Annotated in this window: 19 protein-coding genes and 1 pseudogene; 9 read left to right on the top strand and 11 right to left on the bottom strand. The window is 60.4% G+C overall.

Annotated features, from left to right (window positions below; genetic code table 11):
* Nucleotides 1–224 precede the first annotated feature (224 nt).
* From AOA61_RS04465 to AOA61_RS04435, 7 genes are all read left to right on the top strand, one after another.
* Entirely contained in the window at nt 225–1,151 is a 927-nt protein-coding gene (locus AOA61_RS04465; protein ID WP_032891807.1) for a glutamate/aspartate ABC transporter substrate-binding protein, read from the top strand.
* A gap of 193 nt (nt 1,152–1,344) precedes the next feature.
* Nucleotides 1,345–2,091 carry an amino acid ABC transporter permease gene (locus tag AOA61_RS04460; RefSeq protein ID WP_032891809.1) on the top strand — a complete coding sequence of 249 codons (747 nt, stop codon included), beginning with the start codon at nt 1,345–1,347 and terminating at the stop codon, nt 2,089–2,091.
* On the top strand, nt 2,091–2,762 hold the full coding sequence (locus AOA61_RS04455) for an amino acid ABC transporter permease (protein WP_032891811.1): 672 nt from the start codon (nt 2,091–2,093) through the stop codon (nt 2,760–2,762). The genes AOA61_RS04460 and AOA61_RS04455 overlap by 1 nt, the downstream gene beginning before the upstream one ends.
* The gene (locus tag AOA61_RS04450; protein WP_042560754.1) at nt 2,759–3,493 is read left to right on the top strand and encodes an amino acid ABC transporter ATP-binding protein; all 735 of its coding nucleotides are present in this window, start codon (nt 2,759–2,761) and stop codon (nt 3,491–3,493) included. Before AOA61_RS04455 ends, AOA61_RS04450 begins: the two co-directional genes overlap by 4 nt.
* A gap of 170 nt (nt 3,494–3,663) precedes the next feature.
* The gene (locus tag AOA61_RS04445) at nt 3,664–5,565 is read left to right on the top strand and encodes an ATP-binding protein (RefSeq protein ID WP_032891816.1); all 1,902 of its coding nucleotides are present in this window, start codon (nt 3,664–3,666) and stop codon (nt 5,563–5,565) included.
* Nucleotides 5,562–6,899 carry a sigma-54 dependent transcriptional regulator gene (locus tag AOA61_RS04440; protein WP_032891818.1) on the top strand — a complete coding sequence of 446 codons (1,338 nt, stop codon included), beginning with the start codon at nt 5,562–5,564 and terminating at the stop codon, nt 6,897–6,899. The genes AOA61_RS04445 and AOA61_RS04440 overlap by 4 nt, the downstream gene beginning before the upstream one ends.
* The gene (locus tag AOA61_RS04435) at nt 6,899–7,237 is read left to right on the top strand and encodes a GlpM family protein (RefSeq protein ID WP_095183946.1); all 339 of its coding nucleotides are present in this window, start codon (nt 6,899–6,901) and stop codon (nt 7,235–7,237) included. Before AOA61_RS04440 ends, AOA61_RS04435 begins: the two co-directional genes overlap by 1 nt.
* Before the next feature lie 124 nt (nt 7,238–7,361).
* Here AOA61_RS04435 and AOA61_RS04430 read toward each other — a convergent pair whose 3' ends face one another.
* From AOA61_RS04430 to AOA61_RS04405, 6 genes and pseudogenes are all read right to left on the bottom strand, one after another.
* On the bottom strand, nt 7,362–8,759 hold the full coding sequence (locus AOA61_RS04430) for a sigma-54 dependent transcriptional regulator (RefSeq protein WP_099601215.1): 1,398 nt from the start codon (nt 8,757–8,759) through the stop codon (nt 7,362–7,364).
* Nucleotides 8,749–10,518 (bottom strand): HAMP domain-containing sensor histidine kinase, encoded by a 1,770-nt coding sequence (locus tag AOA61_RS04425; RefSeq protein WP_095183944.1) that lies wholly within the window; start codon nt 10,516–10,518, stop codon nt 8,749–8,751. Before AOA61_RS04425 ends, AOA61_RS04430 begins: the two co-directional genes overlap by 11 nt.
* The gene (locus tag AOA61_RS04420) at nt 10,515–11,642 is read right to left on the bottom strand and encodes a GNAT family N-acetyltransferase (RefSeq protein WP_099601214.1); all 1,128 of its coding nucleotides are present in this window, start codon (nt 11,640–11,642) and stop codon (nt 10,515–10,517) included. The genes AOA61_RS04425 and AOA61_RS04420 overlap by 4 nt, the downstream gene beginning before the upstream one ends.
* A 917-nt stretch (nt 11,643–12,559) precedes the next feature.
* Nucleotides 12,560–13,381, bottom strand: a pseudogene (locus tag AOA61_RS04415) (alpha/beta hydrolase); the annotation flags it as partial.
* A complete protein-coding gene (locus AOA61_RS04410; RefSeq protein WP_032891824.1) occupies nt 13,378–14,772 on the bottom strand; it encodes an aspartate aminotransferase family protein in 1,395 nt (464 codons plus the stop codon). The pseudogene AOA61_RS04415 and the gene AOA61_RS04410, both read right to left, overlap by 4 nt.
* The gene (locus AOA61_RS04405) at nt 14,765–15,463 is read right to left on the bottom strand and encodes an MtnX-like HAD-IB family phosphatase (protein WP_032891825.1); all 699 of its coding nucleotides are present in this window, start codon (nt 15,461–15,463) and stop codon (nt 14,765–14,767) included. Before AOA61_RS04405 ends, AOA61_RS04410 begins: the two co-directional genes overlap by 8 nt.
* Before the next feature lie 226 nt (nt 15,464–15,689).
* On the opposite strand from AOA61_RS04405, the gene AOA61_RS04400 reads away from it, so the two are divergent.
* On the top strand, nt 15,690–16,445 hold the full coding sequence (locus AOA61_RS04400; RefSeq protein ID WP_099601213.1) for a MipA/OmpV family protein: 756 nt from the start codon (nt 15,690–15,692) through the stop codon (nt 16,443–16,445).
* A 52-nt stretch (nt 16,446–16,497) separates the two neighbouring features.
* Here the strand turns inward: AOA61_RS04400 and AOA61_RS04395 are convergent, their stop codons facing one another.
* From AOA61_RS04395 to AOA61_RS04375, 5 genes are all read right to left on the bottom strand, one after another.
* Entirely contained in the window at nt 16,498–16,890 is a 393-nt protein-coding gene (locus AOA61_RS04395) for an EamA family transporter (RefSeq protein ID WP_032891827.1), read from the bottom strand.
* Nucleotides 16,887–17,267 (bottom strand): transporter, encoded by a 381-nt coding sequence (locus AOA61_RS04390; protein WP_099601212.1) that lies wholly within the window; start codon nt 17,265–17,267, stop codon nt 16,887–16,889. Before AOA61_RS04390 ends, AOA61_RS04395 begins: the two co-directional genes overlap by 4 nt.
* Entirely contained in the window at nt 17,264–18,184 is a 921-nt protein-coding gene (locus AOA61_RS04385; RefSeq protein WP_099601211.1) for an arginase, read from the bottom strand. Before AOA61_RS04385 ends, AOA61_RS04390 begins: the two co-directional genes overlap by 4 nt.
* A gap of 180 nt (nt 18,185–18,364) precedes the next feature.
* Complete coding sequence (locus AOA61_RS04380; protein ID WP_099601210.1) at nt 18,365–19,018, bottom strand: DsbA family oxidoreductase; 654 nt, start codon at nt 19,016–19,018, stop codon at nt 18,365–18,367.
* 54 nt (nt 19,019–19,072) lie between these two features.
* Entirely contained in the window at nt 19,073–20,092 is a 1,020-nt protein-coding gene (locus AOA61_RS04375) for an alpha/beta fold hydrolase (RefSeq protein ID WP_032891831.1), read from the bottom strand.
* 182 nt (nt 20,093–20,274) lie between these two features.
* Here AOA61_RS04375 and metR point away from each other — a divergent pair, with 182 nt between their 5' ends.
* Nucleotides 20,275–21,192, top strand: a complete 918-nt coding sequence (metR, locus tag AOA61_RS04370; protein WP_032891832.1) for a transcriptional regulator MetR — start codon at nt 20,275–20,277, stop codon at nt 21,190–21,192.
* Nucleotides 21,193–21,275 lie beyond the last annotated feature (83 nt).

The following is a 21,275-nucleotide window of genomic DNA, read 5'->3' as shown; positions in this document are numbered from 1 at the left end:
AAGCTATTCGGTTTGCCGGACCGTACAGTTACATATTTACCGTCACACAAAGTTAATCATCATATAAATCATACGGTTAGCCATTTAGCCCTGGCCTGGCACGACTCATGCTCTACACTCTTGGACGATTGCCTGGGACGCCTCAGGAGCCGTCACGGGCATTCGCTGTACAAGAGAGCCGTCTAACTGGCTTCATAAAAAAAACAAATGTCGAGGAAGTATTGATGCGCATCGTTCCCCATATCCTGGGCGCAGCTATCGCTGCTGCTCTGATCAGCACTCCAGTTTTTGCCGCCGAACTCACCGGCACACTGAAGAAAATCAACGACTCCGGCACCATCACCCTCGCGCACCGCGACAGCTCCATTCCGTTTTCCTACATCGCGGATGGTTCGGGCAAACCGGTTGGCTACTCCCACGACATCCAAGTAGCTGTCGTCGAGCAACTGAAAAAAGACCTGAACAAGCCCGACCTGAAGACCAAGTACAACCTGGTCACCTCGCAAACTCGTATTCCGCTGATCCAGAACGGCACTGCGGACCTTGAGTGCGGCTCCACCACCAACAATGCCGAGCGCGCTCAGCAAGTCGACTTCACCGTCAACATCTTCGAAATCGGCACCCGCCTACTGGTCAAGAAAGACAAGGACGGCAAGCCGTCTTACGCCGACTTTGCCGACCTGAAAGGCAAGAACGTCGTGACCACCGCTGGCACCACGTCCGAGCGCATCATCAAAGCGATGAACGCCGACAAGCAGATGGGCATGAACGTCATCTCCGCCAAAGACCACGGCGAATCCTTCCAAATGCTCGAAAGCGGCCGCGCCGTTGCGTTCATGATGGATGACGCCCTGCTGGCCGGCGAAGAAGCCAAGGCGAAGAAGCCGGATGATTGGGTAATCACCGGTACTCCACAGTCCTTCGAAGCCTACGCCTGCATGGTTCGCAAAGGCGATCCAGACTTCAAGAAAGCCGTAGATGGCGCCATCACCGCCCTGTACAAATCCGGTGAAATCAACAAGATCTACAGCAAATGGTTCGAGAGCCCGATTCCACCTAAAGGCCTGAACCTGAACTTCCCAATGAGTGACAAGGTTAAAGAGCTGATCGCCAACCCAAGCGACAAGCCAGCGCCTGACGTAAAAATCTGACACTGATCTAACCTTATCTCCTGAGGGAGCAACCCTCCCTCAGGCGTCTGTAATTACCTGCTGGATTTAACTTGGAACACTCGACCTGGCGGTTTTCGAGCCGATCGTGTGTGCCTGGCGTTCATCGCCAGGAGGGAATGGATTTTCCCCAAGCGGGTGCTTGTACATCGATCGATCTCGAGGGGAGACCCTAATGAATTACAACTGGGACTGGGGCGTGTTCTTCAAGTCCACCGGCGTGGGCAGCGAGACTTATCTCGACTGGTACATCGCCGGCTTGGGCTGGACCATTGCCATCGCTGTCGTGGCATGGATTATCGCCTTGCTGCTGGGCTCCATTCTGGGGGTCATGCGCACTGTGCCAAACCGCCTCGTATCGGGCATCGCGACCTGCTACGTGGAACTGTTTCGTAACGTGCCGCTGCTGGTTCAGCTGTTCATCTGGTATTTCCTGATACCCGACCTGCTGCCGCAAAACCTGCAGGACTGGTACAAACAAGACCTGAACCCGACCACCTCGGCCTACCTGAGCGTCGTCGTGTGCCTTGGCCTGTTCACTGCCGCCCGCGTGTGTGAGCAAGTGCGCACCGGCATCCAGGCTTTACCACGTGGCCAGGAATCCGCTGCGCGCGCCATGGGCTTCAAGCTGCCGCAGATCTACTGGAACGTGCTGCTGCCGCAGGCCTACCGCATCATCATTCCGCCGCTTACCTCGGAATTCCTCAACGTGTTCAAGAACTCCTCCGTGGCGTCCTTGATCGGCTTGATGGAACTGCTGGCACAAACCAAGCAGACCGCCGAGTTCTCGGCCAACCTGTTTGAAGCCTTCACCCTGGCCACGCTGATCTACTTCACCCTGAACATGAGCCTGATGCTGCTGATGCGCGTGGTCGAGAAGAAAGTCGCAGTGCCCGGCCTGATCTCCGTGGGGGGTAAATAATGGAACTCGATTTCAGCGGCATCATCCCCGCGATCCCAGGCCTGTGGAACGGCATGGTCATGACCTTGCAGTTGATGGTCATGGGCGTGATCGGCGGTATCGCCCTGGGCACGATCCTGGCGCTGATGCGCCTGTCGTCCAGCAAACTGCTGTCGCGCCTGGCCGGCGCCTATGTGAACTATTTCCGTTCGATCCCGTTGCTGTTGGTGATCACCTGGTTCTACTTGGCCGTACCGTTCGTACTGCGCTGGATCACCGGCGAAGACACACCCATCGGAGCGTTCACCTCCTGCGTCGTGGCCTTCATGATGTTCGAAGCCGCGTACTTCTGTGAGATCGTGCGGGCCGGCGTGCAGTCGATTCCCAAGGGCCAGATGGGCGCAGCGCAAGCGATGGGCATGACCTATGGCCAGACCATGCGTCTGATCATCCTGCCCCAGGCGTTCCGCAAGATGACCCCGTTGCTGCTGCAACAGAGCATCATCCTGTTCCAGGACACCTCGCTGGTCTACACCGTGGGCCTGGTGGACTTCCTCAACTCCGCCCGCTCCAACGGCGACATCATCGGCCGCTCCAATGAGTTCCTGATCTTTGCCGGTGTCGTCTACTTCATCATCAGCTTTTCCGCCTCGCTGCTGGTCAAGCGTCTGCAAAAAAGGTTTGCCGTATGATCTCTATCAAGAACATCAACAAGTGGTATGGCGACTTCCAGGTGCTGACCGATTGCAGCACCGAGGTCAAAAAAGGCGAAGTGATCGTGGTGTGCGGGCCTTCGGGCTCGGGTAAATCCACCCTGATCAAATGCGTCAACGCGCTGGAACCGTTCCAGAAAGGCGACATCGTAGTCGACGGCACCTCCATCGCCGACCCGAAGACCAACCTGCCGAAACTGCGCTCGCGCGTGGGCATGGTGTTCCAGCACTTCGAACTGTTCCCGCACCTGACCATCACCGAAAACCTGACCATCGCACAGATCAAAGTGCTCGGCCGCAGCAAGGAAGAGGCGACCAAGAAAGGCCTGCAACTGCTGGAGCGCGTCGGCCTGTCGGCGCACGCCCACAAGCACCCTGGCCAACTCTCTGGCGGCCAACAACAACGTGTGGCGATTGCCCGCGCCCTGGCCATGGACCCGATCGTCATGCTGTTCGACGAACCGACCTCGGCCCTGGACCCGGAAATGGTCAACGAAGTGCTGGACGTGATGGTGCAGTTGGCCCAGGAAGGCATGACCATGATGTGCGTAACCCACGAAATGGGCTTTGCCCGTAAAGTGGCCGACCGCGTGATCTTCATGGACGCCGGCAAGATCATCGAAGACTGCCCGAAAGAAGAATTCTTCGGCGACATCAGCGCCCGCTCCGAGCGTGCGCAGCACTTCCTTGAGAAAATCCTGCAGCACTAAGCACTACATAGCTCCTGCTGTAGAAACCGGGCCAATGTGGGAGGGGGCGTGCCCCCGATAGTGGTGGATCAGCGATAGATATACCGACTGACACACTGCAATCGGGGGCAAGCCCCCTCCCATGCTGGACCGCACAGGCTGGCAGCTCTGGTTGACCCAAGGCATCTGTGATGAAATGCGACCCCAACCAATTTCGCGCCGCACCGCCATCACTTGCCGTGAAGCCTCGTCTGATTCGCCAACTGTTCCTGCCGCCGTTGATCGTCGCCCTGATGATCGGCTTGGGTTATATCGGCTTTTGGATCAGCGAGTACTACGGCATCCGCACCCTCAGCGACACGGGCGAACGCCAGTTGGAGCTGCATGCCCGCACCGTCGAAAGTGAACTCAGCAAATACACTTACCTGCCCAGCCTGCTGGAGCTGGAGACCAGCGTCTCGCAGCTGCTCGCCGACCCGAGCCAGGAAACCCGCAAAAACGTCAACGACTACCTCGAAGGCCTGAACCGACGCAGTCGCAGTCGGGCCATCTACGTGATGGACACCACCGGTCGGGTGCTGGCCACCAGCAACTGGCGCGATGCCGACAGTTACCAAGGTGAAGACCTCTCCTTCCGCGCGTATTTCCAGAACGCCGTGCGCGGCCAGCCCGGGCGTTTCTACGGCATCGGCAGCACCAATGGCGAACCCGGTTATTACCTGGCCCACGGGTTGGAAGAGCACGGCAAGATCATCGGCGTCGCAGTGGTCAAGGTACGCCTTGAAGCGCTGGAAGAACGTTGGCAACGTGCGCGCCTGGAAGCCTTCGTCAGCGACGAGAACGGCATCATCATCCTCTCCAGCGACCCGGCCCGCCGCCTCAAGGCCGTGCGTCCGTTGAGCAATGAAACCAAGGATCGCCTGGCCCACAGCCTGCAATATTACTGGGCCACGCTGAACGAGCTTGAACCGCTGGCCCGTGAGCGCTTGAACGAAGGCACCGAAAAACTGACCTTTCCGGCCAACAGCGAAGTGGTCAACGACGAACACGAAGTCAGCTATCTGGCGCAAACCCGACCGCTCAACGACACACCGTGGAATTTCACCCTCCTCACTCCCCTCAATGACCTGCGCCGCGCAGCGATCAACCAAGGCATTCTGGTGGCTGTCGCATTTGGTCTGGTGGCATTCCTGCTGATTGCCTGGAATGAGCGACGCAAAGTCATCGCCACCCGCCTCGCCGCACGGGAAGCCTTGCAGGAAGCCAACAGCCAGTTGGAGCGTCGGATTGCCGAACGCACCGCCGACCTGCGCGCCAGCAACGAACGGCTCAAAGGCCAGATCCGCGAACGACGCCAGGCCGAAGAAACTCTGCGTCGCGCCCAGGATGAGCTGGTGCAGGCCGGGAAACTGGCGGCCATCGGCCAGATGTCCACCAGCATTGCCCACGAATTGAACCAGCCGTTGGCCGCGCTGCGCACCTTGTCCGGCAACACCGTGCGCTTCCTGGAGCGCGGCGCTCTGGACACCGCCAGCGCCAACCTCAAGACCATCAACGAACTGATCGACCGCATGGGCCGCATCACTGCCAGCCTGCGCTCCTTTGCCAGGCGCGGTGACGACCAGGGCGAAGCGAACCTCGCCAAGGCGGTGGACGCCGCGTTCCAGGTACTGGGCGCGCGCCTGGACAGCCTGCCGCTGACCGTGCATCGCGACTTCGTTGCGGCCCATTTGCAGATCGACCAGACACGCCTGGAGCAGATCCTGGTCAACCTGATCGGCAACGCCCTTGACGCCATGCAGGCACAACCCGCTCCCGAGTTGTGGCTGGAAGGCAGTGTCGCCGAAGGCAAATACCGCCTGCATGTACGCGACAACGGCCACGGCATCGACGCCGAGGCGCGCAAGCATTTGTTCGAACCGTTCTTCACCACCAAGCCCGGCGAGCAAGGTCTGGGCTTGGGCCTGACCCTGTCCGCCAGCCTCGCGGCGGCCACCGGCGGCACGCTCGCCGTTGAGCATCCGGCCAGTGGTGGTACCGCTTTTGTCCTGAGCCTGCCGCTGGTAGGCGCTCAACAAGCTGAGTCGACATGAATATTGATCCTCAAGACCTCACCGTGCTGATCGTCGAAGACGACCCCCATGTGCTGCTCGGCTGCCAGCAGGCCCTCGCGCTGGAAGATATTCCCAGCGAAGGCGTGGGCAGTGCCGAAGAGGCGTTGAAGCGCATCGGCGAGAACTTCGCGGGCATCGTGATCAGCGACATTCGCCTGCCGGGCATCGACGGCCTGGAGCTGCTCACCCGCCTCAAGGCCCTGGATAAAAGCCTGCCGGTGGTGCTGATCACCGGGCACGGCGATATCTCCATGGCCGTCGGCGCCATGCGCAATGGCGCTTACGATTTCATGGAGAAGCCCTTCTCTCCCGAACGCCTGGTGGATGTCGCCCGTCGTGCCCTTGAGCAACGCGCACTCGCGCGGGAAGTCTGGTCACTGCGCCGTCAGTTGGCCGAGCGTGACTCCCTGGAAGGCCGCATCATCGGCCGCTCCCCTGCCATGCAGAACCTGCGCGAGCTGATCGCCAACGTCGCCGACACCTCAGCCAACGTGCTGATCGAAGGCGAGACCGGCACCGGTAAAGAACTGGTCGCCCGCTGCCTGCATGATTTCAGCCGGCGCCACTCGCACCAGTTCGTCGCCCTCAACTGCGGCGGCCTGCCGGAGAACCTGTTCGAAAGCGAGATTTTCGGCCACGAAGCCAACGCATTTACCGGCGCCGGCAAGCGGCGCATCGGCAAGATCGAGCACGCCCACGAAGGCACGCTGTTTCTCGATGAAGTAGAAAGCATGCCGATCAACCTGCAGATCAAATTGCTGCGGGTGTTGCAGGAACGCACTCTGGAACGCCTGGGTTCGAACCAGAGCGTGGCCGTGGATTGCCGCGTGATCGCCGCCACCAAGTCCGACCTCGACGAACTGAGCCGCGCCAGCCAGTTCCGCAGTGACCTGTACTACCGCCTCAACGTGGTCACGTTGGAACTGCCGCCGTTGCGCGAGCGCCGCGAAGACATCCTGCAACTGTTCGAACACTTCCTGCAGCAGTCATCCCTGCGCTTCGACCGCACCGCGCCGGAGTTGGACAACCAGACCCTGTCCAGCCTGATGAGCCATGACTGGCCCGGCAACGTGCGTGAGCTGCGCAACGTCGCCGAACGTTTCGCCCTCGGCCTGCCCGCCTTCAAAAAAAGCGGCGCCAGCAGTGGCAGCCACGGCCTGGCGTTTACCGAAGCGGTGGAAGCCTTTGAGCGCAACCTGCTCAGCGACGCCCTGCAACGCAGCGGCGGCAACCTGACCCAGGCCAGCCAGGAACTGGGGATGGCCAAGACCACCCTCTTCGACAAGGTCAAGAAATACGGGTTGAGTCACTGATGGATCTATTCTTGAAAGCCGCCCTCGGCGCGGCGGTGGTACTGATATTGGCCGCATTGGCCAAGACCAAAAACTATTACATCGCGGGGCTGGTACCGCTGTTTCCGACCTTTGCGCTGATCGCCCATTACATCGTCGGCAAGGGCCGTTCGGTAGACGATTTGAAGACCACGATCCTGTTTGGGATGTGGTCGATCATTCCGTACTTTGTGTATCTGGCGACGTTGTATGTGATGGTTGACCGCATGCGGCTGGAGGCCTCTTTAGCCGTAGCCGCGGTAGCGTGGCTGATCGCCGCGACGATCCTGGTGAGTATCTGGGTACGCCTCCATACCTGACCCGACTCGGTCAAAAAATGTGGGAGGGGGCTTGCCCCCGATTGCGGTGTGTCAGTCAGCTCATCTTTAACTGATCCACTGCAATCGGGGGCAAGCCCCCTCCCACATTTTTAATCGAGGTGTATCAGCGGACTATCTTGTCGACCTGGATGCCCAGCTTCTTAAGGCGATACCAGAAACTGCGCTCAGAGATCCCGATCTTCGCCGCCGCCGCAGCCTGCACGCCATTACTCTCCTGCAACGCCGCCAGTATGTAGGCCTTCTCCACCTCCGCCAGCGCCGCATCCAAGTCCTGAGGAATCCCTGGCCCGTCGCTGAGAATCGCCGTCACGCCCAGCTCGCTCGGCTTCGACGCAAACAGGTAACCCGGCAGGTCAATATCTTCGATGACCGGCGAGGCCGCCACAATCGTTGCGCGTTCCACACAATTTTGCAGCTCGCGGATATTGCCGGGCCAGTGATACGCGGCCATCGCCTGCAATGCTTCGGGGCTGAAGCCGGTGATGCGTTTGCCCGCAGTGGCGCTGAGGGTCTGGGCGAAGTGGCGGGCCAGGGGCGCGATGTCTTCGACGCGCTCGCGAAGGGCCGGCAAAGGGATCGGGAACACGTTGAGGCGGTAATACAGGTCTTCGCGAAACTCCTTCTTGGCCACCGCTTCCAACAGGTTCTTGTTGGTGGCCGCGATCACTCGCACATCCACCTTGCGCTCGCGGGGATCGCCCACCGGCTCGATGACCCGCTCCTGCAATGCACGCAGGATCTTGGCCTGCAACGCCAGAGGCATATCGCCGACTTCATCAAGGAAGAGCGTGCCTTTGTCGGCCTGCATAAAACGCCCTACCCGGTCCGCTACCGCGCCAGTGAAGGCGCCTTTGCGGTGGCCGAACATCTCGCTTTCCAGCAGCCCTTCCGGGATTGCGGCGCAGTTGACCGCCACGAAGGGTTTGTCGGCACGGCTGCCGTGTTTGTGGATGGCACGGGCGACCATTTCCTTGCCGGTGCCGCTTTCGCCGGTCAGCAGGACAGTGGCGCTGCTGTCACGCACCGATTCCACCGCTTGCAACACCGTGCGAAACGCCGGGCTGTCACCCACCAGGCTGTCGAACTGGGCATGCTCATCCAGCTCGGCGCGCAGGCGTGCGTTGTCGCGCATGATGTCGCGAAACTGCAAGGCTTTGCTGACGGTGATGTCCAGCTCGTCGATATCGAACGGCTTGGCGATGTAGTCATAGGCGCCGTTGCGCATCGACTGCACGGCGTTTTTCACCGTGCTGTAGGCGGTCATCACAATCACCGGCACATGGGGGTAGCGCACCTTGATCTCCGCCAGCAGCGCCGGCCCGTCCATACCTGGCATGCGCCAGTCACTGATCACCAGGTCGATGTCTTCCTGCTCCAGCACCTTGAGCGCGTGCAGACCGTTACCGGCGATAAATACCTGGATGCAGTTCTGACTCAGGGCCGACGCCAGCAGATCACAGAGCTTGGGTTCGTCGTCGACCACTAGAATGTTATGCGTCATGACTGTCCTCGTCGTCTTCGCCCATCGCCGGAATGTACAGGCTGAAGGTGGCGCCGGCATCTTTCTCGCTGGCGCATTCGATGCTGCCATCGTGACTTTCCATGATCGAATAGACCTTGGCCAGACCCAAGCCAGTACCCGAGGCCTTGGTGGTGACGAAGGGCGTAAAGATGCGCTCGACCATCTCTGCCGGAATGCCCTGGCCGGTGTCGGCAATGCTGATAACGGTGTTGTCGCCCACCGTGCGAATCCCCACGGTCAGGCGCCCGCCTTCGGGCATCGCGTCGATGGCGTTGAGAATCAGATTGAGGCACGCCTGTTTGAGCTGTTTGGCATCCGCGTAAATAGTCGCGCCCGGTGCCTGGTCGTCGATCTGCGCATCGATGTTGTGAGTAGCCAGTTCCGGGGCGCAGAAACCGAAGATTTCCTCCACCAGCGGACGTGCCGGCTGCACCACACGTAGCGGCGGATTGGGCTTGGCGAAATCGAGGAACTCGGTGATCAGGTCGTTGATGCGGCTGACTTCACTGATCACGTACTCCAGGTGGCGCTTATCGGTGTCCGCCAGGTCGGCGCGGCGGTGCAGCAACTGGGTAGCGGTCTTGATGATGCCCAGGGGGTTGCGGATCTCGTGGGCCAGGCCCATGGCGACTTCGCCCAGTGCATGCAGGCGATCGCGGCGGCGCAACTGGGCTTCGAGGTGATGCAACTCGCCCAGACGCTCGGTCATATGGTTGAAGGTGCTGCTCAATTGCGCCAGCTCATCGCCGCCGCTGACCGCTACGCGATGGGTGTAATTGCCGGAAATCACCGCACTCACGCCTTGGGACAAGTCTCGCAGCGGCCGGGTCAGGCGCCGTGACACCAACACCCCCGCCGCCAATGACAGCGCCGAGCTGACCAGAAATATCAAGACGAACAGATTGCTCTGGTTGACCAGCCCCACCAGGCTGCTATGGCGCAGCAGGCCGCTGAAAATCACGCCCTGCAAATCGCCCGCGTCGTTGAAGATCGGCCAGTACAAACCGCTGTAGTTATTGGTGAATTGCTCGCTGGGCTGTTTGGTGCTGCGCATAGCCGCTTCGACATTTTTGGGGATGCGCGACGGGTGATCCTCGAAGCGCTGGGTCGAGAAAATTTCCGAGAAACCCTCGGGGTTGGCCAGGTACAGGCGCAGGTCAAGGGAGTGCACATCGGCCACGCTGGTGAGGAAACTGCTGTCCAGGTAAGTGGCCACCAGCAACTGGTAGTCGACGCCGTCCCGGGAAGTGTCGAACGTAGAGACCACAATGCCCGTGCTCACGCCCGCCACCTGCACCGTCTGCAACACCGCGTTGCTGGTCAGGCTGATCTGCTTGACGATGTCGTCGGAGGCGGTGCTGAACACCGTTTTGTGGTCACTGACGCGAATCAACGCGACCACGTCAATGTCCGTTGCATCGGCGATGTCGGCCGTCAGCCGGTCGTGCCGGGCAGCTTGCCGGTTCTCCGGCGGGCTGGTGTAGCGCAGGAACAATTTGGCCATGCGCGCGTTGTCATGAAGGATGTCGCCGATCTCGTCCTTGACGATCTTGGTCGACTCCTGCAGCCAGATCCGCACGTTGCTGTCGAAAATCTGCGACAGCGTGGTGGCGGCCAACTCCGCCGCGATCATGGTCGGAATCACGCTGACCAACCAGAACGCCAGCACCAGCTTGCGCTGGACACTCCAGCGCGAAATGGCAAAGGGACGGGCTTTCTGGCGGGTCTTGGTGATCATCGGGTTTCGCTTATCGCAGCAGCCATGGCAGGGTCGGAACGGTCCGGTCGAATAAACAGTTTTACAAGCTTGAGCAGGCCATTGACCAGCCGGTTGCGGTGGCGGAAAAACACACTGTTGCCCTGGAACTCGCAGCCCAGGCGCAGCTTACTGGCATACCCGGCCTGCCCGCACTCGTACATCGCAATATTGTGCTCAATACAATAGTCGACGTTGGTCAGCCAGCTACGGAAATACAGGTTGTAGTCGCGGGTGAAGTTCACGTCATGCCCGAAGAACTTGTCCACCAGCCGATGCTCATCCACCAGCATCAGGTTGAACGCCACCAACTGCTCGTCCACCCAGTAAAGCGCACACACCGCGCGTGACTCAAGGCGTTCAAGCACACCGGTGAAGTAGCCCGCAGGCAGGCGTTCGAACTGCAGCTCGGCTCGGGTGAGTGTGGCTTCGTAAAGGCGCATGACCTCAGGCAGTACATCGTCGATGTTGCGCCGCCACTCCACCCGTGGCCCCGGTGCGCGCAGTTTGCGACGCAGATCCTTGCGCGTGGATTTGCCCAGAGAGCCCAGGTAGGCGTCCACTGAACCGTAGGGCAACGGCAACACACCGGTGGGCAGGCTCGGCATGGTCTGGAAACCGGCGGCGCGACAACTGTCGGCCCAGTGCGGATCGTTGCTCGGCGCGTCCTTGACCGCCACCAGGCCGATACCGAAGTCATCGGCGTCGTGGCGTGCGGCGTCCAGCACATGCTTGAGCAACAACGGGCGACGCGACTCGGGGACATGGCGGGAAAATCCGGCATCACAGCGCTCGGCAACCGGCGAGCCGATGGCATAGAGGCCCAATGTCAAAACCCCCGGCCACCGTCGCTCAAGGCGTTCGGTGAAACGCTTGCCGACGCCTGAAACCGTGGTGTCGAGGCGGTAATGGGTGATGAACGCGGGTGCGACTGCCACCAGGGTTCCGTCTTCGTAGACCGCAAGGTAGCGCCACCGGAAATCATCAAGGGCCGCGTTTTCCACGGCGACGTAATAGTCCCAGTCTTCCAGGGCACCGGGGAAGCAATCGTTCCACGCACTGCGCTGGAGGGCCCGGATGGTGGGGAAGGCTTGGGTGGTGATCACATCGTTTCCATATTCAGGGCCTGGGGCCGGCGATTTTTTGAGGTGAATGGGGCTATCTGTGATGAAAGGTTTTTTGTAGTGAATGGTACTTTTTGTGGTGAGCGGCACCTTTTGTGGTGAATGGTACTTTTTGTGGTGAATGGCACCTTTTGTGGTGAGTAGTACTTTTTGTGGTGAGCGGGCTTGCCCCGCGCTGGGCGGCGAAGCAGCCCCACTCCAGGCAACGAGTTTCTCCAGCTAGACCGCAATGGCCGGTTTTGGGGCGGCTTCGCCACCCAGCGCAGGGCAAGCCTGCTCACCACTAGAGCCCTGCACACCACAACACTCTGGAGGGTCCGGAGGGTGGGGAAGGCTTGGGTGGTGATCACATCGTTTCCATATTCAGGGCCTGGGGCCGGCGATTTTTTGAGGTGAATGGGCCTATCTGTGATGAACGGTTTTTTTGTAGTGAATGGTACTTTTTGTGGTGAATGGCACCTTTTGTAGTGGGCGGTACTTTTTGTAGTGAATGGCACCTTTTGTGGTGAGCGGTACTTTTTGTGGTGAATGGCACCTTTTGTGGTGAACGGTACTTTTTGTGGTGAGCGGGCTTGCCCCGCGCTGGGCTGCGAAGCAGCCCCACTCCAGGCAACGAGTTTCTCCAGCTAGACCGCAATAGCAGGTTTTGGGGCGGCTTCGCCACCCAGCGCAGGGCAAGCCTGCTCACCACTGGAACCCTGCACATCACAACCCCTCTGCTCACCACTACAGCCCTGCACACCAAAACATCCCTGCTCATCACTACAGCCCTGCACACCAAAACCCCTCTGCTCACCACCACAGCCCTGCACACCAAAACCTCTCTGCTCACCACTACAGCCCTGCCCACCACAAAACCCCTGCTCAGCAAACACTGAACCGGAGCCCGCTGCAGATGTATGCCGCTCGATGAACGCAGCACTCAACTCAATCACCCGCCGGTATTGCAGGTCGACGGTGATCATGTGGTAGCAGTTATCCAGCAGAATCTTGGTCACTGGGCCGCCGAGGTGGCGCTCTACATAGTCGGCGTTCCAGCGGCTGGTGATGTCGTCCTCGATGGAGTGCAGCACCAGCGCCGGCACGTTGATCCGGGGCATGCGTTTTTTGACCACTGCGTTCATCCAGTGCAACTCGCGCACGGTGACGCCTTCCATGGTCAACAACCCCGCTTCGCTGCTCTCGCCCTCTTTCATCTGGCGTTCGACAATCGCCCGCAGGCGCTCATTCTTGATGCCGTAGGGCGGTTTCTCAGTGAAGCGAAACAGACGCACACCAAAGGGAATCCGGATCAGCAACGGCGTGATGAACGCCATTTTGTTGATGCTCCAACCGTCGTACTTCAAGGTGGTCGAATACATCAGCAGCCCGGCGACCTGCCCCGGGTGTTCCGAGGCCACGTACATCGACATCACCGCGCCCATGGACAAACCGCCAACAAACACCTGTGCGTGGCGCCGCTTGATCTGTACGAAGGTCTTGCGCACGCCTTCATACCAGTCGCGCCAGCCGGTGGCCTGCAGGTCGCTGTTATCGCCGCAGTGCCCCGCCAGCGTCGGCACGTACACCGTGCAATTGCCGGCCTTGGCCAGGCCTTTAGCGACCTGGCGCAATTCAGTCGGAGTGCCGGTCAGGCCGTGGATCAACAGGATCCCGACCGGACCATCACCGAGAACGAATCCGGCATCACCTTCACCGAGGTCGATCTCTGCACTGTTCACCGATTGGTCGCTCGCACCAGCAACTGCTCAAGCAGCTTCAGGCCCAGTTCGATTTCCGGATAGCTGATTTCCAGGGACGGTGCCAGGGTGATCACGTTCTTGTAGTAACCGCCCACATCGAGGATCAGGCCGAGTTTCTGGCCATCCACCACCATGTCGCCCTTCATACCTTCTTCAACCATGTAATCCAGGGTCGCCTTGTCCGGGGTGAAGCCATCCGGTCCGCAGATTTCGCAGCGCAGCGCCAGGCCCAGACCGTCGACGTCGCCGATGATCGGGAAACGTTTCTGCAGGTCCTGCAGGCCTTCGAGGAAGAACTTGCCCTTGGCCATGACCATCGCGCCGTAGTCGACTTCGTTGGTCATCTTGAACATCTCCAGGCCCACCGCCGTGCCCAACGGGTTGGAGGCGAAAGTGGAGTGGGTGGAACCCGGCGGGAAGATCTTCGGGTTGATCAACTCTTCACGGGCCCAGATACCGCCCAGTGGGTTGAGGCCGTTGGTCAGCGCCTTGCCGAACACGATCACATCCGGCTGCACGTCGAAGTGTTCGATCGACCACAACTTGCCGGTGCGGTAGAAGCCCATCTGGATTTCATCGGACACCATCAAGATGCCGTGCTGGTCCAGCACGTGTTTGAGTTCGCGGTAGAAGTTCATCGGCGGGATCACGTAGCCGCCGGTGCCCTGGATCGGCTCGACGTAGAACGCGGCGTATTCACTCTGGCCGACTTTCGGGTCCCACACGCCGTTGTATTCGGTCTCGAACAGGCGGGCAAATTGCTGCACGCAGTGGCTGCCGTACTCTTCCTTGGTCATCCCTTTGGGGCCCCGGAAGTGGTACGGGAACGGGATGAACTGCGCGCGTTCACCGAAGTGGCCGTAGCGGCGGCGGTAGCGGTAGCTGGAGGTGATCGACGAGGCGCCGAGGGTACGCCCGTGGTAGCCGCCTTCGAAGGCGAACATCAAGCTTTTGCCGTTGGTGGCGTTACGCACCACTTTCAGGGAGTCTTCGATCGACTGCGAGCCGCCGACGTTGAAGTGCACGCGACCGTCGAGGCCGAATTTCTTCTTGGCGTCCACCGCGATCATTTCCGACAGCTCGATCTTGCCCTTGTGCAGGTACTGGCTGGCGATTTGCGGCAGGGTGTCGATCTGCTGTTTCAGCGCATTGTTCAAGCGCGGGTTGGCGTAACCGAAGTTGACCGCGGAGTACCACATTTGCAGGTCGAGGTAGGCCTGGTCTTCGGTGTCCCACACATAGGAGCCTTCGCAGCGGCTGAAAATACGCGGCGGTTCGATGTAGTGAACGGTGTCGCCGTAGGAGCAGTACTTGGCTTCTTTATCCAGGAGGACTTGGTCTTCGGCGGTAGCGATGCGGATATCAGACATGGTGGAAAATTTCCTGAGTGTCGGCAGTGAAGGAGGTAGCGTTGGCGGCGATGCCCTGAGGCAGTCGGGCCAGCAACGCAGGCACTTCGGCGAAGGTGTCGAAGCGCGCGTGAGGGATGTTGTTGGCCTCGCAGTACTGGGCGAGGCTGCCTTTGGCGAACACGAAGTCGGCGGTGGACGCCACGCACATGTCGGACTTGCCGTCGCCGATCACCAGCACGCGCTTGTTGCGCGGCGTGGATTTGCACTTGCAGTTGCCGGACGCGGCGCGGCAGGCATCGCTGGAATAGGGGAAATCGATGCGCCAACTGTTCTGGTCGACCTGGCGCAGGCGGTTAGCGAGGATCGGCAGCAAGGTCACGTAGTTGCGCGACAGGATCCGCGCAATGCCTTGCTCGATGCCGTCGCTGACCACCTCAATGGACGCGCCCAGGCCGATCACGTGATCGACGAAATCCGGAAAGTCCGGGTCGATCTCAACGCTGTCGAAGTACGCCAGCAACTCGCTGGGGGTGGCCTTGATCAACGCCAGTTGGCGGCTCAGGCATTCGCGTGAACCGATATGCCCATCCAGCCATTGCTGCTCGATGGTTTCCCATTCGGGGCCGGCGAAGCGTTGGAGGACGTTGTCGATGACATCGGTGGGGGTGATGGTCCCGTCGAAGTCGCACACGATATGCCAATCAATCATTGTGGTTACCTTGATGGAGTGCGCTGTCTGCGCTTTCATCAGGGCTAGAGCAGGGAGTGTGCCAATTGGTTAAAGCCCCGCAGGGCTGGGGGTTTAACGGGTGTTAGCGGGGAATTTGTGTCGTCATAGCTACAATTTTTGTAGCTTGCTACAAACAAGATGAGTGCTTGCATCGGGGCGATGGTTTGCGCGTTCATGCGCGTGTATTCACTTAGGAACTGTGACCATGTTGAGGATCACATGCGCGGCGTTCGCCGGTTTACTGAGCCTCGCCGCTCAGGCCGAAGGCATCAGCGGTGACGTCGGCGCAGGCGTCAGCTACCAACCCCACGATCCGACCGGCAGCCGCTACGAAACCCGGCCCGTGCCCTATCTCGACCTCGACTGGGGCAACATGAGCCTGAGCACCGACGACGGGCTGAGATGGAGCGCGCTGAACACACAGGGTTTAAGTGCCGGTCCGTATATCAATTACTTGCAGGGGCGCACCTCCAACGGTTCGCTGCAGGGGATGCGCAATGTGTCGGACATGGCCGAGGTCGGGGGTTTTATCCAGTACGCGCCGGCTGACTTCTGGCGGGTTTACGCCCAGTTGGGCCAGGCCGTCGGTGGCGGGCATTCCCAGAGCGGCGCGCTGGGCAAGGTCGGCGGTGAGTTCGGTTACCCGCTAGGCGGTGGAATCATCGGCAGCAGCGGCCTGGTGGCGCATTTCGCCGATGCACGCCAGACCCAGACGTTTTTCGGGGTGGATGATAACGAAGCGGCGGCCACAGGCTTCAAGGCTTACAACGCCAGTGGCGGCTTCCAGAACGTAACCCTGAGCCAGAGTTTCCAATTCCCCCTGGCGCCCAATTGGTCACTGCTGACCAGCGCAAGTTGGGTGCACCTGGTGGGCTCGGCGGCCAACAGCAGTATCGTCAAGCAGACCGGCGACGTGAACCAGGGCCAGGTACAGACGGCGATCAGCTACACGTTCGATTGATCACTTCGGCCCCATGTGAGAGCGACTTGCCCCTCCCACATGGGTCCGCATTTCAGTTTTCTTCGCCTTCGGCCAGCAGCGCTATCCCACCGATAATCACCGCCACGCCTACCCAGTGCAGCGGGCTGATATGTTCCCCCAGCCCCAGCCACGACCCCAGCAGCACCACCACAAACACCAGTGAACTGAGCGGAAACGCCAAGGACAAACTGCTGCGCCGCAGGATCAGCATCCACACGAAAAACGCGCCGATGTAGCAGGCAATCGCTGCGAGGATCCCAGGGTTCCGCGCCACGTCGGCCAGCCACTGCCAGTTGAAATCCATTTGCCCCAACTGGTCACCGGCAACTTTGGTAAATAACTGCCCGGCGCTCTCGGTGCAGATCAGTAAGGCCCATAGCACCACGGTGCCAAAACGCCCATGCAACCACGCGTGCGAATTCATGCCTGACTCCCTGCAATCGCCACCAGCATCACCCCCAAGGTAATCACCAGCGTGCCCAGCCAACGGCGGCGGCTGACGGTTTCGCCCAGCACCACTTTGCCCGCCAGCACCACCCCGCAATACGCCAGCGCAGCGGCTGGAAACAACAGGCTCAACGGCGCGCGGGACAAGGCTTCCAGCCAGATAAAAAACTCAATGACGTAGGCCCCGATCCCCGCCCACAACAACGGCGCATTAAACACCTGGCCCCAGAACGCGTTCAGGCGAAAGCCACCTTCCAGCTCCGGCAAACGGTCCAGGCCGAGCTTGAAAAACAACTGGCCGATCACATCGAGCACGATGGAAAACGCCACCAGCAACACCACGGTCAACGTCACGGGAACAGCTCCTCAAACAGGTCGATCAGGGCCTCATTGGTGGCGGCATTGCGCTGCAAATCCTCGGGGCTCCAACGCTCCGCTGGAGGCTGGTCAGACTTGGCTTCCCAGCGCTTGAAAGCATTGCTGAAGGCCGGTGTAGCGAACTCGCCGCACACGTCGATACCGATGATGCGCTTGCGTGCCGCCAGCGCGCGCAAGGCTTGCAGCAAGTGGGTCAGGCGCATGCCGCCCTGGTCCCAGTTAGTCGCCGCGTCTTCGCTGGCGAGCACGTCTTTGTCGACGGTAATCCAGATCGCGTCAGTGGGCAGGCTGCTGATCATCTGCTCCAGGAATGCAGCCCAATCCAGCTCAGCAAGGTTGCGCCAGTGCAGGTGGTTTTCCTGCTGTTGGTGACCGGCGCCATCGCCGACCCTGCCCCACACTTTCGACGGCGGGTGTTGCCACGGGAACAGCTGCAAATGCCCGCGCTTGAGCGCACCAAGGTTGCCGCCGCGCAGCTGCGGGTTGTGCAGGTCATCGCTGCACGGGCCGAGGGTGACGATGCGTTTGATCGCCGGTATCTTCAGCGCGCGGTTGACCCACGAACCGCAGTGCCGCTTGGGCGCAAAGCGCACCCAATCGGGATGGTTGTCGAAGTGGATCAGGCTGATGGGTTCTTTGAGATCGGCAAGGAATGCTGGCGTGAGGTGGTGATAATCGCCGGAGCCGACAAACAGGATTTCCGGTCGCGCATCCGTGGGCCGTGGCCGCTGGGCCAGGCGTTCGGCAAAGCGCTTCCAGGTTTTTTCGGTGGACCACAGGCGCAACTTCGGGCCCAGGTCGAGCAGGTCGATGCGCGTGGCACGGCCACTGGCCAAACGCCGGGCAATCGGTGCCTGACCGGTGAGGCTGTGGTCGAGGTCAAGAATGTTCAAGGTAATGTTTCCCCTATGGCTTTAGGGGGTCAATGCAAGGGGCGGGCCAGCGAGATATTCAGATTCACACAGAATCTCATGTGGGAGGGGGCTTGCTCCCGATAGCAGTGGTTCAGTCAATACAGGTGTTGACTGACACTCAGCTATCGGGAGCAAGCCTCCTCCCACATGGGAACACGGTCAGGCTCGGGCTTCGTTGATGATCTGGCGAATCGCGCCCACAAAGGCTTCCGCCGGCTGGCCACCGCTGACGGCGTACTGGTCGTTGAATACGATGGTCGGCACCGACGTCACGCCACGGGAGGTCCACAACTGCTCTTGTTCACGGACTTCGGCGGCGTAATCGTCGGAGGCGAGAATCTCGGCGGCGCGCTTGATATCCAGGCCGACGCTCTCAGCAATAATCGCCAGGGTGGCGTGGTCGGACGGGTCTTGGCCATCGGTGAAATAGGCCTTGAACAACGCTTCCTTGAGGTTGTACTGCAAACCTTCAAGGCCAGCCCAATGCAACAGGCGGTGGGCATCGAAGGTGTTGTAGATACGGCTCTGGCCATCTGTGCGGAAGGCAAAGCCCAACTCGGCGCCCATGTCGCGGATACGCGCACGGTTGGCCTGGGACTCTTCGGCGGTCGAGCCATATTTTTCAGTGATGTGCTCGACGATGTTCTGACCCATGGCGGGCATGTTCGGGTTCAGTTCGAACGGTTGGAAATGAATCTCGGCCTGCACCTCGGTGCCCAGTTGGTCGAGGGCCTCAGTCAGGCCGCGCAGGCCGATGATGCACCAGGGGCAGGACACGTCGCTGACGAAATCGATTTTCAGGGGAGTACTCATGGTAGGCAACCTCGTTGGCAGTCATACGCTGCAAAGGTTGCACGATACACCACCTCACAGCAGCTTCGCAGGCGCCGCCTGATCAATCTGCGCCCAATGGGCAGCGTCTTCACGATGAGCTTGCAGGTACGGCAACACGGCCGTCAGCAGCGGCGCCTTGAAGGCTTCCTGAAAACGATGGGCCATGCCGGGAATCAGCTTCAATTGGCTGCCCTGGATATGCGCCGCCAGGTGCACGCCGTGCATCACCGGCAACAACGGATCGGCGGTGCCGTGGACCACCAGGGTCGGCACACGCAACTGGTTGAGCAACGGCACGCGACTCGGCTCAGCGAGAATCGCCATGATCTGGCGTTTCACGCCCTCCGGGTTGAAGGCGCGGTCGTAGGACAGCGCCGCCTGGTGCAGCAACGCTTGGCGATCATCCTTGATAGTCGGACTGCCCAGCGCGGCCAGCAAGTCAGCCTGTTGCTCCAACGCGACTTCACGATTGGGCGCGCCGCGCCGTGACAACAGTTGCACCAGCGCCGCACTCGGTGCCGGCAAGCCTTCAGCGCCAGAGCTGGTCATGATCAAGGTCAGGCTCTCCACACGCTGCGGCGCCATGGCCGCCAAGTGCTGGGCGATCATGCCGCCCATGCTCGCGCCGAGGACGTGGAACTGCTGAATCTGCAACGCGCTCATCAGCCCGAGCGCATCATCGGCCATATCGGTCAGGGTGTAAGGCGCCGCCACCGGCAAGCCGAGCTTGTAGCGCAGCACTTCAAACGTGAGATTGGCGTTGGCCGGCGCCTCGCGCCAAGTGGACAGGCCGACATCACGGTTGTCATAGCGGATCACCCGAAAGCCTTGTTGGCAGAGGGCAACCACCACTTCGTCCGGCCAGTGGATCAACTGCCCGCCCAGGCCCATCACCAGCAGCAAGGCCGGGTCGGACGCACGGCCGATACTCTGGTAGGCGATGCTCACCTTTTCCAGGTCGACCGTTTGGGTCGGGACATTGACATCACATCGAGACGCCGCAAAAGACGGCAGGCCGAACAATAAGGCGGCCAGTAAAAGCAACACGCGCATGAAAAACACCGAAACGCAGAACCCCAGTAGAGCGCGAGTCTGATGAAGTTTGTTCAAGCGCGCTGCCACACTTCCATGACAGTTTGATGAAGAGTGCCCAGTGGTCGTGGTCGACATGCCTTGCAACATGAGACAAACTCACGCTATTCAACTTCGTCACAAATTGTCTTCATGGAGAGCACGTGCTCGAAATCCGTCACCTCAAGACCCTGCACGCCCTGCGCGAAGCCGACAGCCTGGTGGAAGCCGCTGAGCGCCTGCACCTGACGCAATCGGCGCTGTCCCACCAGTTCAAGGAGCTGGAGGAACGCCTGGGCATGCAACTGTTCGTGCGCAAGACCAAACCGCTGCGCTTCACCAGCGCCGGTCTGCGCCTGCTGCAACTGGCCGACGCCACCCTGCCCTTGCTGCGCGGCGCCGAGCGCGACATCGCACGTTTGGCCGGCGGCACCGCCGGGCGTCTGCACATGGCGATCGAGTGTCACAGTTGCTTCCAGTGGCTGATGCCAACCATCGACCAGTTCCGCGATGCCTGGCCCGAAGTCGAACTGGACCTGGCTTCAGGCTTCGCCTTCGCGCCGCTGCCGGCCCTCGCCCGTGGCGACCTCGACCTGGTGGTGACCTCCGACCCGCTGGAACTGCCGGGCATCACCTATGTGCCGCTGTTCACTTACGAAGCCATGCTCGCGGTGGCCAATCAGCACGCGCTGGCGAGCAAGTCGTTCATCGTGCCCGAAGACTTGCTTCCCGAAACCTTGATCACCTACCCGGTGGAGCGCGATCGTCTAGACATCTTCACCCGCTTCCTGGAGCCCGCCGACATCGAGCCGGCCCAGGTGCGAACCTCGGAACTGACGGTGATGATGATGCAACTGGTCGCCAGCGGCCGTGGCGTGTGCGGCATGCCCCACTGGGCGTTGCATGAATACAGCTCGCGTGGCTACGTAAAGGCCAAGCGCTTGGGTGAGAAAGGTTTGTTTGCGACGCTGTATGCGGGGATTCGTGCGGACATGCTGGATGCGCCGTATATGCGCGACTTTTTGCTGACAGCCAAGGACACGTCGTTTTCCACTTTGGACGGAGTCAGCGCGGTGCGTTGAAACCACACAGTTCCAACTGTGGGAGGGGGCTTGCCCCCGATGGCGATTGCACATTCAACATTTCTGTTTGCTGACACTCTGCT

Source organism: Pseudomonas sp. 2995-1 (assembly GCF_002742505.1).
Lineage (GTDB): Bacteria > Pseudomonadota > Gammaproteobacteria > Pseudomonadales > Pseudomonadaceae > Aquipseudomonas > Aquipseudomonas sivasensis.
Note: the sequence above shows the minus strand (reverse complement) of the source record. Positions and strands in the feature narration are given on the sequence as shown.

Bases quoted from the DNA above. Each gene is read 5' to 3' on its own strand.
- AOA61_RS04440 (WP_032891818.1), top strand. From the start codon at position 5,562: ATGAATATTGATCCTCAAGACCTCACCGTGCTGATCGTCGAAGACGAC.
- AOA61_RS04410 (WP_032891824.1), bottom strand. From the start codon at position 14,772: ATGTCTGATATCCGCATCGCTACCGCCGAAGACCAAGTCCTCCTGGAT.
- AOA61_RS04460 (WP_032891809.1), top strand. From the start codon at position 1,345: ATGAATTACAACTGGGACTGGGGCGTGTTCTTCAAGTCCACCGGCGTG.
- AOA61_RS04450 (WP_042560754.1), top strand. From the start codon at position 2,759: ATGATCTCTATCAAGAACATCAACAAGTGGTATGGCGACTTCCAGGTG.
- AOA61_RS04380 (WP_099601210.1), bottom strand. From the start codon at position 19,018: ATGAGTACTCCCCTGAAAATCGATTTCGTCAGCGACGTGTCCTGCCCC.
- AOA61_RS04435 (WP_095183946.1), top strand. From the start codon at position 6,899: ATGGATCTATTCTTGAAAGCCGCCCTCGGCGCGGCGGTGGTACTGATA.
- AOA61_RS04465 (WP_032891807.1), top strand. From the start codon at position 225: ATGCGCATCGTTCCCCATATCCTGGGCGCAGCTATCGCTGCTGCTCTG.
- AOA61_RS04405 (WP_032891825.1), bottom strand. From the start codon at position 15,463: ATGATTGATTGGCATATCGTGTGCGACTTCGACGGGACCATCACCCCC.
- AOA61_RS04395 (WP_032891827.1), bottom strand. From the start codon at position 16,890: ATGAATTCGCACGCGTGGTTGCATGGGCGTTTTGGCACCGTGGTGCTA.
- AOA61_RS04445 (WP_032891816.1), top strand. From the start codon at position 3,664: ATGAAATGCGACCCCAACCAATTTCGCGCCGCACCGCCATCACTTGCC.
- AOA61_RS04400 (WP_099601213.1), top strand. From the start codon at position 15,690: ATGTTGAGGATCACATGCGCGGCGTTCGCCGGTTTACTGAGCCTCGCC.
- AOA61_RS04425 (WP_095183944.1), bottom strand. From the start codon at position 10,518: ATGATCACCAAGACCCGCCAGAAAGCCCGTCCCTTTGCCATTTCGCGC.
- AOA61_RS04375 (WP_032891831.1), bottom strand. From the start codon at position 20,092: ATGCGCGTGTTGCTTTTACTGGCCGCCTTATTGTTCGGCCTGCCGTCT.
- AOA61_RS04455 (WP_032891811.1), top strand. From the start codon at position 2,091: ATGGAACTCGATTTCAGCGGCATCATCCCCGCGATCCCAGGCCTGTGG.
- AOA61_RS04430 (WP_099601215.1), bottom strand. From the start codon at position 8,759: ATGACGCATAACATTCTAGTGGTCGACGACGAACCCAAGCTCTGTGAT.